The organism is Lysinibacillus contaminans (assembly GCF_001278945.1).
GTDB lineage: Bacteria > Bacillota > Bacilli > Bacillales_A > Planococcaceae > Lysinibacillus > Lysinibacillus contaminans.
In genome coordinates this window covers 1,215,428-1,230,460 of the sequence record NZ_LGRV01000003.1, presented here as the reverse complement: position 1 = coordinate 1,230,460, position 15,033 = coordinate 1,215,428, and the positions used below count along the sequence as shown (strand labels likewise).

General features: G+C 36.3%; 13 protein-coding genes. 11 read left to right on the top strand and 2 right to left on the bottom strand.

Features of this window, described 5'->3' with window-relative positions:
* Positions 1-522 precede the first annotated feature (522 nt).
* The gene (locus AEA09_RS08165; protein ID WP_053583362.1) at positions 523-1,263 is read left to right on the top strand and encodes an SDR family NAD(P)-dependent oxidoreductase; all 741 of its coding nucleotides are present in this window, start codon (positions 523-525) and stop codon (positions 1,261-1,263) included.
* Between the two features lie 249 nt (positions 1,264-1,512).
* Here AEA09_RS08165 and AEA09_RS08160 read toward each other — a convergent pair whose 3' ends face one another.
* Positions 1,513-2,130: a cupin domain-containing protein gene (locus tag AEA09_RS08160; protein ID WP_053583361.1), complete on the bottom strand. Its 618-nt coding sequence runs from the start codon at positions 2,128-2,130 to the stop codon at positions 1,513-1,515.
* Positions 2,131-2,361: 231 nt separating this feature from the next.
* Here AEA09_RS08160 and AEA09_RS08155 point away from each other — a divergent pair, with 231 nt between their 5' ends.
* The 8 genes from AEA09_RS08155 (at position 2,362) to AEA09_RS08130 (ending at position 8,757) form a co-directional block, all read left to right on the top strand.
* A complete protein-coding gene (locus AEA09_RS08155; RefSeq protein ID WP_053583360.1) occupies positions 2,362-2,562 on the top strand; it encodes a hypothetical protein in 201 nt (66 codons plus the stop codon).
* Between the two features lie 611 nt (positions 2,563-3,173).
* A complete protein-coding gene (locus AEA09_RS20445) occupies positions 3,174-3,305 on the top strand; it encodes a hypothetical protein (protein WP_281176706.1) in 132 nt (43 codons plus the stop codon).
* An 85-nt stretch (positions 3,306-3,390) separates the two neighbouring features.
* Positions 3,391-4,557, top strand: a complete 1,167-nt coding sequence (locus tag AEA09_RS08150) for an S-layer homology domain-containing protein (protein WP_082332597.1) — start codon at positions 3,391-3,393, stop codon at positions 4,555-4,557.
* A gap of 56 nt (positions 4,558-4,613) precedes the next feature.
* Positions 4,614-4,709 carry an excalibur calcium-binding domain-containing protein gene (locus AEA09_RS20095; RefSeq protein ID WP_082332596.1) on the top strand — a complete coding sequence of 32 codons (96 nt, stop codon included), beginning with the start codon at positions 4,614-4,616 and terminating at the stop codon, positions 4,707-4,709.
* A 351-nt stretch (positions 4,710-5,060) separates the two neighbouring features.
* Positions 5,061-5,486 (top strand): acyl-CoA thioesterase, encoded by a 426-nt coding sequence (locus AEA09_RS08145; protein WP_053583359.1) that lies wholly within the window; start codon positions 5,061-5,063, stop codon positions 5,484-5,486.
* An 11-nt stretch (positions 5,487-5,497) separates the two neighbouring features.
* Complete coding sequence (locus AEA09_RS08140) at positions 5,498-5,872, top strand: DUF423 domain-containing protein (RefSeq protein WP_053583358.1); 375 nt, start codon at positions 5,498-5,500, stop codon at positions 5,870-5,872.
* Between the two features lie 618 nt (positions 5,873-6,490).
* The gene (locus AEA09_RS08135) at positions 6,491-7,387 is read left to right on the top strand and encodes a DegV family protein (protein ID WP_053583357.1); all 897 of its coding nucleotides are present in this window, start codon (positions 6,491-6,493) and stop codon (positions 7,385-7,387) included.
* A gap of 164 nt (positions 7,388-7,551) precedes the next feature.
* Positions 7,552-8,757 (top strand): EAL-associated domain-containing protein, encoded by a 1,206-nt coding sequence (locus AEA09_RS08130; protein ID WP_053583356.1) that lies wholly within the window; start codon positions 7,552-7,554, stop codon positions 8,755-8,757.
* 219 nt (positions 8,758-8,976) lie between these two features.
* Here the strand turns inward: AEA09_RS08130 and AEA09_RS08125 are convergent, their stop codons facing one another.
* Positions 8,977-9,936, bottom strand: coding sequence for an MBL fold metallo-hydrolase (locus tag AEA09_RS08125; protein ID WP_053583355.1), 960 nt, complete (start codon positions 9,934-9,936; stop codon positions 8,977-8,979).
* A gap of 200 nt (positions 9,937-10,136) precedes the next feature.
* Here AEA09_RS08125 and AEA09_RS08120 point away from each other — a divergent pair, with 200 nt between their 5' ends.
* Together AEA09_RS08120 and acnA are read left to right on the top strand one after the other, a co-directional pair.
* Positions 10,137-11,612, top strand: coding sequence for a methyl-accepting chemotaxis protein (locus AEA09_RS08120; RefSeq protein ID WP_053583354.1), 1,476 nt, complete (start codon positions 10,137-10,139; stop codon positions 11,610-11,612).
* A gap of 465 nt (positions 11,613-12,077) precedes the next feature.
* Positions 12,078-14,783 (top strand): aconitate hydratase AcnA, encoded by a 2,706-nt coding sequence (gene acnA / locus AEA09_RS08115; protein WP_053583353.1) that lies wholly within the window; start codon positions 12,078-12,080, stop codon positions 14,781-14,783.
* Positions 14,784-15,033 lie beyond the last annotated feature (250 nt).

Here is a 15,033-nt window from a genome sequence, read left to right as displayed (position 1 = left end):
CGGGATTGTAGATTATTTAGGAATAGTTTCTACTTACAAAATTCTTTATTTAGCGATATTTTTCTCCCTTATTCTAAATTTTAATTAATAGATGATTGATTTACTAGAAATATAGAGGTAACATTTAATGTAAGAATTAAATCAATATTCAATCATTTTAATTTTAATGTTTAAATATTGTGGGCATTTTAAATGAATTTTTCTTATAGCGAAACATGCGATTAATCGATGCTGACATTGCAATTTTGTATGCCTTTGGAAAGCCGCCGATTTCGATTTTCTCAGGCTTCTATACGCGAAAGGAATTCATAGTAAGTTATGCAGAGAAAAGTGGGCGAGATGTGTCAAACATCGACTACTACATTAAGTTTTCCTACTTTAAATTAGCAGTTATTTTTTAAAAAAGTATATTATCTCTATGCTAAAGGACAAACGTGAGATGATTGATTTGCGAAAATGGATAAAATGATCGCAGCACTTATTAAACAAGCATCTAAAGCAATCAAATAAAGGAGGATTATCATGCGTTTGAAAAATAAAGTAGCTATTATAACAGGGGGCGCTAGCGGCATTGGTTATGCGGCGGTGAAGCGTTTTATTGACGAAGGGGCTAAAGTGGTCATTGTAGATATTGATACTACTAAAGGGCAAGGTTTAGCTGCATTCCATGAAATGCGTGGGGATGAGGTATCATTTGTCGCAGTAGATGTCTCTAATCGTGAAAATGTTGACCTAATGGTAGCTCGAGTAATTGAATTATACGGCACAATCGATATTTTAATTAACAATGCAGGGATTACACAAGACGGTATGTTTTTGAAGATGTCCGAAGAGGCGTTTCAGCGTGTGATGGACGTCAATGTGAAAGGGGTATTTAACTGTACGCAGGCAGTATTACCACATATGTTAGAAAAGGGGCGTGGTAAAATCGTTAATACGGCGTCTGTGAGTGGCGTTTATGGTAATGTCGGTCAAACAAATTATGCCGCATCGAAAGCAGCCATTATCGGGATAACGAAAACGTGGGCGAAAGAATTTGGACGTAAGGGCATTAACGTGAATGCGGTCGCTCCTGGTTTTACGCATACGGATATGGTAGAAAAAATTCCTGATGAAATTGTAGAGCGAATGCTAGATGTTATTTCACTTGCACGCATGGCTGAACCTGAAGATATAGCGAATGCTTACTTATACTTGGCCTCTGATGAAGCAAGCTATGTACACGGGCATATTTTAAACGTAGATGGCGGTATTATGATGTAAGAAAAGGGACGGTTGTTAGTAAAATAGCATCCGTTTTTCTATAAACAAAACTACAGATTATCCGACATTAATATTTTTATTTTCAAACAACCATTCGCACCATATATCTTCATATAAATAAATATATTCACGTGAAGAAAATAAAGAGTGCGAATGCATGTTCTTATTATAGCATCCAAATTAAGATTTACTACCAGTATTTTTAGTAAAGAATCGAACATCTAATAGCCAGGAAATAAAACGTATTTTTTAATACGTATATCCTTGTGGGGGATAGAAGTGATTGTAATATTGATTGTAGTAAGGATAATTCATTACAGTGTTGTTAGCAGTTGTATTGCAATCTAACGGAGGACCAATGTTTGTTGATGGTTTCATAGGAGCGATTGCGTTGCTCCATTGCTGCTCGTCTAGACAATATGTGTGCGCCATGACATTCGGGGGCATGATTTTTAAAATATCTGAACCTAAGATTACTTCTGGTGTTGGGGCATCAAAAATCGCAAGCAAATGTGTATGATCTTGATTTCCTGTTACATAATGCCACCATCCTTGCGGAACATTTACTACCTTCCCAGGTGTTATTGAATATTCTTGAAGTCGCTTAGTAAAGGGATTAATCATTGAAACTGTAGCGGCTCCAGATATACAATACACGAGTTCTGCAGCATTTTGATGATAGTGGGGCTCAACCACATTATTAGAACTAAGAGAGAAGTCCAGCAACGAAACATTTTCAAGGGAGTTTAATTGTTGTATACCTAGGACATTAATGAAATTCTGATCGTCTTTTTTGAAAACGGTGTTTGTATTTACGTCAAACGTAAATTGAGTAGATGGAGATGTATAATCCATATAGGAAGTCAACAGTACATCCTTTCTATATAAAGTGAAATGAGCATCAAAGCTACATTCTATATAGAGTATGTAGAGATGCATGTTTATGTGATGTGCTTTTATTACAGATCCTAGTCTTAAAAAATGAAGCGTTAAATTTATTATCATAAAGTATGTTCAATGAAATAATGTGCATTATTACCATGATATTTATACATAATAAGATTAACTAGTTTGTTTCAATAATAGGAGGTATGAAAAATGTGGGAATTTTTTCAAACAGCTGCAAAAAAACTTAACAATGAAAGTAGTCTACAAATGAATAAAGAGGATCTGCTATTAGAGCAGGATTATGAGTTAGCGTCATTAGCCCAAGCTATGAAGCAACAAGACGTTAATGAAATTAACCGTAGTAAAAAAAGGTTAGCTGAAATACATCAGCAATTAAAATCAATGCATTAAAAAGTCGCGACGCTGAAATACGAGCCGATAGAGTAAATAATATTTACACGACGGAACACTTGAAAATGAAAGTCGTTTATTTATCATTATGGATTATTAATAAATGTCCAGGAGGATTATTTCAATCTCAACGGCAGCTAGTTAAACAAAAGTACGAGTTGTTCGCAGGCATCGAATCGACACATAATTTATGTACAACTCCCGGCAATGTCGAAAGGCTATTGTATGCTAATTAAGCTATAAAAAAAGAAGTAGTAAAGTTACTCATCCATCGAATTAAAAAGAATGGATGAGTATTTTTGTTTTGTGATAAATGAAAAGCGTACATTAATTATTTTTAATGTGCTTGTTATAAGAATAATTATCTTACGAAAATAAAATGCTATATAATGTTAAAGTTTGAGAGATATTTTCTTATCTATGTCTAGGTGTTCACAATAGCCGATTGAGGTCGGTTCGAAAGTTTATAGTATTAAGTTAATCTAATGTTTGTCCTTCTCCTCAAAACCGCGTAACTATATACATTTTTTGTATTGGTAGTAATGTGTAATAAGTCGAAAGTTATACCAATATAATTTTATTGGTGTATAATTGTCTCTGGTGAAGATTAGATGAAAAAAATTATATCTGCACTATCGATATTTATATTAGTTATTACTTTCATATTGCCGCAGCAAGCACAAGCAACGAAAATATTTAGTGATGCGCCAACAGATTTAGAACAAAAAAAATGCTATTTATAGCCTAGTAGATTAAGGAATTATAAATGGTTATCCTGATGGTACATTCAAGCCTAGCCAATCTATTACGCGAGCGCAAGTAGCCGTTATGATTAATAGAGCTGTCAAACTTGAACCCATCCGCGGAAAAACAACATTTAGTGACGTACCGACTTCACATCCTTATTACAATGATATTCAATCGCTATACCGTGCGGGAATAATAGATGGTTCGAATAGAAAATATAATCCTAGTAATGTATTAACACGTGGGCAAATGGCGAAAATCCTTGCCAACACGTATAAGCTAACGCTAAAAGAAACAAATGCATTTATAGACGTAAATGCTGACAATGATTTCAATAAGTATATAGGTGCACTTGCAGATGCTAATATCACCACGGGATATGCGGATGGTACATATAAACCAAATGCAAAACTTTCTCGAGTTCACTTTGCAGTATTTATGTACAGAGCCATGCAATTCGTTGAGAATCCTAATCAACTTAAAGTTCACTTTATCGATGTAGGACAAGGAGATTCGATTCTGATTCAAACGCCAAATGGTAAAACAATGTTAATTGATGGTGGTGTAAGATCGGCCGGAAATGATGTCGTAACTTACATAAAATCACTAGGTATTAAGAAGCTAGATTATGTGGTGGCTACACATCCAGATGCAGACCATATCGGTGGATTGATAGCGGTATTAAACTCAATTCCTGTTGGCGAATTTATCAACAGTGGGAAAGAGCATACAACAGAGACTTATGCTCAAATGTTACAACTTGTGTTGGATAAAAACATCAACTATACAGAACCAACAACAGGTGACCTCATTGACTTAGATAAAGACCTAAAAACACAAGTATTACACGTAGATGCCAATACTTCAGATAACAATGATGCGTCTATTGTATTAAAAGTTACTTATAATAAAGTATCCTTTTTATTAACTGGTGATGCGGATAAAAATATTGAATCACAAATCGCATCAAAATATGATGTTTCTGCTACTGTTTTAAAAGCGGGACATCACGGATCCAATACAAGTAGGTCTTTAGCGTTTTTACAAAAAGTTAAACCTGCTGCAACAATATTAAGTTATGGTCAAGATAATAGCTACGGTCATCCTCATGAAGAAGTTGTAGCAAATTTAAAAGCAGTTGCATCAAAAATGTATTCAACAGCGGAGTCTGGTACGATTACTGTCACTACTAATGCAATAACTACAGTATCTCTGCTAAACCGTTCACTGTACAAACACCTGATGTAGGTTCAGGCATATATGTTATTCCTGGGGCGCCAACATCATTCGAAAATTGCACAGAAATGCGTGCGTATTATCCGAATGGCGTTCAATCATCGCATCCAGCTTACGACAAAAAGCATGACCGTGATGGTGACAACTGGGCTTGTGAAAAATAGCTTATCTCTATTCCACAAATGTTTTGATGTACCGAAAGCATAGCTGCACGTACATATGTTTTGTTTGCGAAAGCGAAGCGTCAGAGTTAGAAAACTCTCATCACTATAAGTGGTGAAGTGAAAGTGGTATTAGCTTTTTTCAGCAGGCTTCTAAACGCCGAATAATATTGGTTAGAAGAATATCTCATTATGAGGTAGTCTATTTTATAATATAAAATAGTGGATTTCTTCTATAATAATGTTTGTGTCAGTAAAGATTTGAATGTAATACACCTGTTCATTACATTTAAAAAATCTAAAATACCGCCAATTAAACATTTTTACGCTATAATAATATTCGAGGTGAAGAAAATGTTTGTAAGTGAAAAACAAATTGAAATTCGTTATGCAGAGACAGATCAAATGGGTGTTGTGTATCATGCAAATTACATCGTCTGGATGGAAATTGGACGTACACAATTAGTAAAAGATGCTGGTTTTGAATATGCCGCATTAGAAAAAGATGGCTACGTTTCGCCAGTTATGGATTTATCTATTTCCTATAAGGCAGCCATGCATTATGGACAGGTTGCAACAGTGCGCACATGGGTTGAAAAACATGATCGCTTACGCACGACATATGGCTATGAAATTTTACATGAAAATGGAACAGTCGCTGCCACTGCACAGTCAGTACATATTTTGGCACATAAAGAAACGCTACGCCCGGTTTCACTGAGTAAAATCGATCCAGCTTGGGATGCAAAATATAAAGAAATTGCTCGTGAGCAGAAATAGGAGAAACAAGTATGCAAATCTTATTAGCATTAGGAGCAATGATGGCTTGTCTAGGTGTTGCGCTAGGTGCATTTGGTGCACATGCATTAAAAGATAAATTCACTACACCACGCTTTGCAGCCATTTGGGAGACAGCCGTACAATATCAAATGTATCATGCAATTGGCTTATTAATACTCGGTATTTTATCGAGTGACGTATTATTAGGGACATCTAGTATGCTATCTTGGGCAGGATATTTGATGTTTGCAGGTATTATTTTCTTCTCAGGTAGCTTATATATCCTTGCTGTTACAGGTGTTAAAAAGCTTGGCGCAATAACTCCAATTGGCGGCGTATTATTTATTGTCGCTTGGGTGCTCGTTGCATTTTCTGCATTTGTTTAATTTCGAGATGTTGTACACAGAATTTGTGTGCAGCATCTTTTTTTATTTGTAAGGAAAGAAAAACGGTAGCTGTCCATATTTCGGTTCTAATCAAATGATGAAAGCGAATGCCAAAAAAGTACTTACACCAAATGGCGTATGTACTTTTGAAGTAACAGATAAGCTGGCGGACGATTACTTTCATAAGTGGATTAAAGGCAGATAGTTTACACTTAGAACTGCTTAACTGAGTGCAAAACCGGATTCATTTCAAAGGATATTCCTCAAAATACAAGCTGAATATACGGGAGCCGATAAGGATGGTAATACGTCGACACATAGAACATGTTTCGCCAATTCGTGTAACAATTTTGGTCATGTTATCTTTAATCGTCATTGTATGTATCTATTATTTCTTTATGATAAAATAGAGGCAAATAGTGTTCCGAAAGTATGAGTAGTATACTTTTAGAATGCTATTTTTCTGTTTTTATTATTGTCGAAATGATGTCGAAGATTGTAGAAAAATAATTAAAGTATGATAAATGTCACTATTCATGATTATCGTATCTGTGTATAGTTGCATAAACTATATAAAAACAATAATATTCTATGATAGATGAAGGGAATTACATTAGAATGGAAAAGAAAATTGCATGGGTTACAGATACATCAGCATTATTAGATGAAAAATTCATACAGGACAATCACATTCACGTCTTACCACTTAATATTGTGTTTGAAGAAGGAGCTTTACGCGAAACTGTTGATATGACACATGATGAGTTTTACGAAAAGTTACGAAATGCTAAAAAACATCCAAAAACATCACAGCCGTCTATTGGTGAAGTTGTGGATTTATATAAATCACTAAAAGAACAAGGATATACATGTGCAATTGCTATTCATACGTCTCAACATCTTTCGGGCACATATCAAAGCGCTTTCACAGCCGCTGAGCAAGCGGAATTTGAAGTGTATCCAGTTGATTCAAAAATTGGCTCATTTCCGATGATGAAAATGATTGAAATTGGTCAGCAGTTAGAACGCGAAGGTTATGAACCTGACTACATTGTTGAAAGAATTAATGAACTTGCAGATAACAGTGAGCTCTCATTTATCCCAGCAAGCTTATCGCAACTGCATAAAAGTGGTCGTGTATCAGGGACACAAGCATTTTTAAGCAACCTTTTAAATATTAAAGTAATTATAACTTTTGAAAATGGCAAACCCGTCATGAAAGAAAAAGTACGTGCAGCGTCAAGAGCAAAAGTATATGTGCAAAATCTATTAAATACAGATTTAGAAACAAGTATCGTTCCTGAAGTTGCGGTCATTCACTGCAACAATGAAGAGGGAGCTATTGCTTGGAAAAATGCTTTAGAAAACGAGTATCCACTCATAAGTTTCTATGTCCTTCCATTAAGTGCTTGTGTAGGGGTTCATGCTGGTGAAGGAACACTTGGTTTAAGCTGGGTACGTCAGCCAGAGTTAGCACCACTAAAACAAAAAGAAGCTGAATTAGTTACTATATAACAATAATTGTGATTTTGTGATTTGTATGTATGTGAAGTTGCGAAATTCCTATAAACGAACTATTATACAGTCAGAGAGCATTTTTTTCGCTTTAGTCAACTGGCGGATGTAACGTTATTTTTGAATGATAGCAGCATTGTCATTCTGGTATGGGGGTTTCTACGATGGATGTTATAGAGGTTTTAACGAATTTAGATCAAGTGGAAGGGTATTTCCAACCGATATTTAGTGCGGATGAACATACGGTTATTGCATACGAAATTTCCGGACAGTTACAATTAGATGGTCAACAAATCAATCTAAAAGATTTCGTCAATAATGAAGATATTCCAGAAGAATATCGCATGGATATGGAACGTAAAATTTTACATGCAACTCTAGAAAAAATAGATGAGATTGCGTCAGATGTTGATATTTATATACCAAGTAATCCGAATTTATTGATGCAGGATTTTGGTGAAAGCCGATTTGATATTATTCAACAATATTTTAATGAAGAAGATTTACATCGAATTGTACTTGTTATTTCTGAGCACCGTTATACAGGAGATATGGACCAGTTACATCATGCGCTACGCTATTTTACAACGTATGGCGTGAAAATTGCAGTGCAAGAGGTTGGTGCGGAAAGTCATTTAGAGCATATTGCTTTGTTGGCACCACATATATTAAAGGTGAATATTCAAGATTTAAACTATGATTCTTGGTCAGCCCAAACAGATATGATTACGGCAATTGGTAGCTTAGCATATAAAATTGGTGCAAACCTTCTATTTGAAGAAATCAGCACGGTTTATCAATTGCAATTTGCTTGGAAAAATGGTGGCCGCTTCTACCAAGGCCCATATTTAGCCAATCCATCAAAATCATTTGTTGAAAAAGATATACTAAAAGAACGTTTTAAACAAGAGTGTCAGCAATTTATTACCTCTGAGAAGAAAATGTTAGAGGCCCAATATTTTGAGCTGAAGAAATTACAAGAAGAGTTAGAGGTCATCGTGCATCGTGTCAAACCTTCTAGTGATAACATTTCACTCTTAGAGCATTTAGCACACTTGCTTGATGGTTACTCCTTCCGTCTATATATTTGTAATGAGGATGGCTTCCAGCTAACACCAAACGTGATGCGGGTGGATGGGCAGTGGGAGTTACAACCGAATGCCATTAACAAAAATTGGAGTTGGCGTCCGTACTTCTTACAAACGATTATTAAAATGCGTAATGATCAAAGTGGAGAAATTTCAGAACTATACCGAGATATTGAAACAGGGGAAATTACGCGCACATTCTCGATTGCAATTAATGAATTAGAATTTTTATTCGTCGATCTTTCGTATGATTACCTATATGAACATAATATATTTAGATAGATTTACAAACGCCTATATACCAAAAATCACGGGGTGCAAACTATGTTTGTACCCCATTTTCTATTTGAGATCTCTTCTAAAATATAGCATTGTACATATCTTCTAGACTATGATTAGAGTGAGGGAATTTAAACTCATTTATCATCTATTAAATTGTGAAAAATAAAAATGAAGCATAATATCATTCAGTATTGAAAAAGGTAAGGCGTAACGAAGACGTTACACTTTACCTTTTTTTACTTTCATAAGATAGTCAAGGATTCCCATGGCTGACACTACAGTATCAAAGGGAATCGTCTGATAGACTGGGTGATTATCTGCAATACCTTGCTCTTGTAAATATTGATGAAGTATCGCTTTTAACCGTTCATCTAAAAGATTCGTCTGTTCTTCAAAATTGTCTGAAGCTGCTAATGCCTTTTCTCCTTCTGCTAAAAATAACGGTGTCCAATACCTTACTTGGCGAAAAGCTTCTTTCGGATTTTTATAAGCACCATAATGCCCAAAGTATAATTCTGTTACATTCATGCTCTCATAAAATTGAATGGATTTTTCCATTGTTTCCGGATTGTACTGATTTGGAGAAGTAGAAGGAATGATTAAATCAACAGCTTCGCCTTCCATTTCTGGATACCTCACACCTGTCGTATCTCCAACAAACATCCCATTTGTCGCTGAATAATGGATTGAAACATGATGCTTTGCATGTCCCTCTGTATGATAAAATGTCAGCTGATGCTCTCCTAATGACAATACTTCTTCATGGCCAATTTCAATAACACGCTCCGCAGCGATTGGTACAATTGGGTCGAATAATTCATCGAAGGTTTGGCCGTATATCGATTTCGCACTAGCGATCAGGCGACTTGGGTCAATCATATGTGATGCCCCACGTGGATGTACGACAAATTTAGCATTCGGGCAGCTTTGTAGAAAAAGACCAGCTCCACCTGCGTGATCCAGATGAATGTGTGTCACAATTAAATAATCAATTTCCTCTAAAGAAATATTTAGTTCCTTTAAACCTTCTATAATATAAGGGACAGAAGGGCTTGCTGATGTTTCAATTAATGCGACTTTTTCATCGATTAATACATAAGCACTTGTGCGCTCGTCTCGATTCAAATCATGTGTATCGATACAATAAAAATTTGAAGCAATTTTTTGAACTCTCCCCACGTGAAAACCTCCATAATTTCATTTAGAAAAATAAATATATCAATTACGCTCATCTTACCATCTTTAGAGGGGCTTTTCTTCTGTATAAAGATAAAATATTCTCTAAATTACTTTATTTATCTATAAAAAGTAGTTGTTCTACTTTATAATAATGGAAATACAAGATGAATGTCTATTCATTTTTAGAGGAGGAGAAGGATATGGGAAAAAAGTTGCGTTATGATACATGTAAAGTACACCGTGTCAATTTAGCTATCATTTCGATTTTAGCTATTCTAATTTGCGGACCAATGATTCTTTCAAAGGGGATCGTCTATCTCTTTATTGGACTAGGTGTTATTGGACTTGCTATAGGTAATTATTTTTTACCGATAAAAACCTATGTGAAGGGCTTAATATTCGGATTGATTCCATCGAGCGTTGTTTTTACATTGTTTTTACTCGATAGTTTTTCGCTCAACAAACACTATATTCTTCTTTGTACGATAGCGATGATTGCTTTGTATTTTAAAAAGGAATTAATTGTGTTTTTTGGTATTTTGACAGATGCCAGCTTTATTATTTTATATATCGTAAATTCCGAATCTCTTTTAGGACAATTTGATGATATTATCGTATTCATTACGCTCCTAGCGATAATGAATGGTGTTATCATTGCCTTTTTCCTAATTGCCAAATGGGGAAACGAGCTTATTGCCCATGCAGATACACAGCAAAAAGAAGTGTCAACTTCATTTGATCAATTACAGACAACGTTCAACCAAATAGAAGAAAGTAGCTATACACTTGATGAACATGTCACGCATTTTCACCAGACGATGCGTAATATTTCGGGGGTAAGCAAACAAATCCTTACTGCAACAGAGGATATTTCGGCGAGTATTCAGCAGGAATCTTCGAGTTTACAGTTGATACATGGCACAATGGCAGAGTCGGTGCACTTTGTGAATGAAACTTTTTCTATTTCAAAGGAAACAGTGTCCAAATCGAATGAATTGCAGGAAGAAGTAATAAGAGGATGGGAAAAAATGCAGGAAGTCATGAAGCAAATGTCCGTCATGAGCCAAGCTATGAATTCCACTGCTGAGACAGTCCATGATTTACAGGCAAGTTTACAAACCGTAGATAGTCTTTTGAAGGGTATTCAACATATTGCGCAGCAAACAAATTTACTTGCTTTAAACGCTGCCATTGAAGCAGCAAGAGCTGGTGAGCACGGTAAAGGCTTTGCAGTTGTAGCTGATGAAGTACGAAAATTAGCAGAAGAAAGTGCAGCAATTACCGTGAATATCACATCTGTTACTGCTACATTATTTCAAAAATCTACTGAAGCATATGAGCGTTCGGAAAGAGGGGACGAAGCATTACAACATGGTGAGATCCTGTTACATGACGTAAGTTCCTTCTTTAATGTATTAAAGGACTCATTTGCTGAGACAAATACAGATTTAACACGTGGTATGGGTGAGTTAAGTACTGCCATTGGACAATTTGAGCAAATCCAAACGCAAATCGAAAAGCTAAACCAAATGACTGAGCAGAATGCAACCTCGACAGGAAACATATTGCAATCTATAGAAGATGAAAACAATATGCTGGAGACAATGATTGCTACGACGGATCATATTCAAGCACTTAGTGTGACGTTAAAATCACTGACGACCTATAAAAACTAAATTTATCGCGTTTATGTACTTTTGATCACACTTAAAAAGAGGCTTGATCCGATTGCGCAATGTAATAAATCTGTAGGTGAAAACCAAATGTTAAGCATAACTATAAAAGTTTTAGCTATACGAGTACAAATGTTTGCCGGGAGAACCATTAATGGTTTCTCGGCCTTTTTCTTTTCTAACATAATAATATAGAAGGAATTATCATGTTCATTTTTATAGAAAAGTAAGCGTTTACGTTTTTTTTGAATAAGCCTCAAAAATGAAAATGACAAGAATATGTCTTTTTCGTCACAAATTCGCTCATTCAAGTAAATAATCAAAAAGTCTCAATCTCGATAAGAAAAACTTATTGAAAAAGATAATATTAATGTAATTTACTTATGAATATAAATAGGCTATCATGGGAATTGGAGAAAAGACACTTTACATAAGCCTTTTCAAATAGATATTTAGGGGGATCCGCAAATGGCACAAGGTAATTTACACAACAGCCGCGCATCATTCGAAGTTAACGGTAAATCATACAATTATTATGATTTAGCTGCAATCGAAAAAGCGGGCGTTGCAAAAGTTTCAAACCTTCCTTACTCAATCAAAGTATTATTAGAATCAGTATTACGTCAATATGACGGTTACGTAATCAAAGAAGAGCACGTAAACGAATTAGCTAAATGGGGCAAAGATGCTAACACTGAAGCAGAAGTACCTTTCAAACCATCACGCGTAGTATTACAAGACTTCACTGGTGTACCGGTAGTAGTTGACCTTGCATCATTACGTTCTGCAATGAAAGAAATGGGTGGGGATCCTAACAAAATCAATCCTGCTATCCCAGTTGACCTTGTAATTGACCACTCAGTACAAGTTGACAAATACGGTAATGCATCTGCATTACAAGCGAATATGGATCTTGAATTTGAGCGTAACGCTGAACGTTATAACTTCCTTAAATGGGCTCAAACTTCTTATGATAATTTCCGTGCTGTACCACCAGCAACAGGTATCGTTCACCAAGTAAACTTAGAGTATTTAGCTCCAGTTGTACACGTAAACGAAAATGCTGATGGCACATTCGAAACTTTCCCAGACTCAGTAGTAGGTACTGACTCTCATACAACAATGATCAACGGTCTTGGCGTTCTTGGTTGGGGCGTTGGTGGTATCGAAGCGGAAGCTGGTATGCTTGGTCAACCTTCATACTTCCCAATTCCTGAAGTTATCGGGGTTAAATTAGTAGGTGACCTTCCAAACGGAACAACTGCAACTGACTTAGCACTTAAAGTAACACAAGTATTACGTCAACGTGGCGTAGTTGGTAAATTCGTTGAGTTCTTCGGACCTGGCGTATCTAAATTACCACTTGCTGACCGTGCGACAATCTCTAACATGGCTCCTGAATATGGTGCTACTTGTGGTTTCTTCGCAATTGATGAAGAGTCACTTAACTATATGCGTTTAACTGGTCGTGACGAAGAGCACATCGCGGTTGTAGAAGCTTACTTAAAAGCAAACCACATGTTCTTTGACCCATCTTTAGAGCCAGTTTACACAGACGTACTAGAAGTAGACTTAGCTGATATCGAACCAAACCTTTCTGGTCCTAAACGTCCACAAGATTTAATTCCATTATCAGAAATGCGTGCTCGTTATAAAGAAGCTGTAGTGGCACCACAAGGTACACAAGGTTTCGGTTTAACTGAAGACGAGTTTGCAAAAACTTCTGTAGCTAAATTTGCTGAAGGCGATGTAGAAATCCCAACAGGTGCTGTAGCAATCGCTGCAATCACTTCTTGTACAAATACATCTAACCCATACGTATTAATTGCTGCTGGTTTAGTTGCGAAGAAAGCAGTCGAAAAAGGTCTTACAGTGCCGAAATGGGTGAAAACTTCATTAGCACCAGGTTCAAAAGTAGTAACTGGTTACCTAGAAGATTCAGGTTTACAAACATACCTTGATGAAATCGGTTTCAACACTGTAGGTTACGGTTGTACAACATGTATCGGTAACTCAGGTCCATTACTTCCTGAAATTGAAGACGCTATCAAAGCGAACGACTTATTCGTAACGTCTGTTCTTTCTGGTAACCGTAACTTCGAAGGTCGTGTACACCCACTTGTAAAAGCTAACTACTTAGCATCACCACCACTTGTTGTTGCTTATGCATTAGCTGGTACTGTAGATGTAGATCTTCAAAATGATTCATTCGGTAAAGACAAAGATGGCAACGATGTATTCTTCGCTGATATCTGGCCTTCAACTGAAGAAGTTAATGCAGTACTAAGCACTGTTGTTAACCGTGAATTATTCCAAAAAGAATATGAAACTGTATTCACAGCTAACGAAGCTTGGAATGCAATTGAAACATCAACTGAGTCTCTATACACATTTAATGACAAATCAACTTACATCCAAAACCCACCATTCTTCCAAGGTCTTGCAAAAGAACCAGAAGCAATCAAAGGTTTAAATAACTTACGTATTATGGCGAAGTTAGGTGATTCAATCACAACTGACCATATCTCTCCAGCTGGTGCAATCGGTAAAGAAACACCTGCAGGTCAATATTTAATCGAAAACGGAGTTGCAATCCGTGACTTCAACTCTTACGGAAGCCGTCGTGGTAACCATGAAGTAATGATGCGTGGTACATTTGCTAACATTCGTATCCGTAACCAAATTGCTCCTGGTACAGAAGGTGGATTCACTACTTACTGGCCAACAGGCAAAGTTGAATACATCTATGATGCATGTATGAAATATCAAGAACAAGGTACTGGTTTAGTAGTACTTGCTGGTAATGACTACGGTATGGGTTCTTCTCGTGACTGGGCTGCGAAAGGTACATTCCTACTTGGAGTGAAAACTGTTATTGCACAATCTTACGAGCGTATCCACCGTTCTAACTTAGTAATGATGGGTGTTCTTCCTTTACAATTCTTAAACGGTGACTCTGCTGATTCACTTGGTTTAACGGGTAAAGAAGAAATCTCTGTAAACATTACTGATGATGTGAAACCACGTGATATCTTAACAGTAACTGCTAAATCTGAAGATGGCACAGTTAAAACTTTCCAAGCTTTAGCTCGTTTCGATTCAGAAGTAGAAGTAGACTACTACCGTCATGGTGGTATCCTACAAATGGTTCTTCGCGCGAAAGCTGCTGAATAATTCATTTAGAAAAAACCGATCTCTAAGGAGATCGGTTTTTTTGTTGTTCTACCTATTTTAACGGGCAGTAAAATGCCACTTCAAAACTTAAGAGGGCTAGGAGAAGTCCATGGGGAAGATCAACCACGACGTGACTGTTCGTATCTTGGATTCTTTTTTCATCACTGTGGAATGAAAGAAATTCATATCCTTATGACAAAGTCGACCTTAAGGCGTCCAAAGACAACTTATTGAAGTTCCGATTTTATAG

Coding starts and splice junctions, on each gene's coding strand:
- AEA09_RS08165 (WP_053583362.1), top strand. CDS start 523: ATGCGTTTGAAAAATAAAGTAGCTATTATAACAGGGGGCGCTAGCGGC.
- acnA (WP_053583353.1), top strand. CDS start 12,078: ATGGCACAAGGTAATTTACACAACAGCCGCGCATCATTCGAAGTTAAC.
- AEA09_RS08120 (WP_053583354.1), top strand. CDS start 10,137: ATGGGAAAAAAGTTGCGTTATGATACATGTAAAGTACACCGTGTCAAT.
- AEA09_RS20095 (WP_082332596.1), top strand. CDS start 4,614: ATGCGTGCGTATTATCCGAATGGCGTTCAATCATCGCATCCAGCTTAC.
- AEA09_RS08130 (WP_053583356.1), top strand. CDS start 7,552: ATGGATGTTATAGAGGTTTTAACGAATTTAGATCAAGTGGAAGGGTAT.
- AEA09_RS08145 (WP_053583359.1), top strand. CDS start 5,061: ATGTTTGTAAGTGAAAAACAAATTGAAATTCGTTATGCAGAGACAGAT.
- AEA09_RS08140 (WP_053583358.1), top strand. CDS start 5,498: ATGCAAATCTTATTAGCATTAGGAGCAATGATGGCTTGTCTAGGTGTT.
- AEA09_RS08155 (WP_053583360.1), top strand. CDS start 2,362: ATGTGGGAATTTTTTCAAACAGCTGCAAAAAAACTTAACAATGAAAGT.
- AEA09_RS08150 (WP_082332597.1), top strand. CDS start 3,391: ATGATTAATAGAGCTGTCAAACTTGAACCCATCCGCGGAAAAACAACA.
- AEA09_RS08135 (WP_053583357.1), top strand. CDS start 6,491: ATGGAAAAGAAAATTGCATGGGTTACAGATACATCAGCATTATTAGAT.
- AEA09_RS20445 (WP_281176706.1), top strand. CDS start 3,174: ATGAAAAAAATTATATCTGCACTATCGATATTTATATTAGTTATTACT.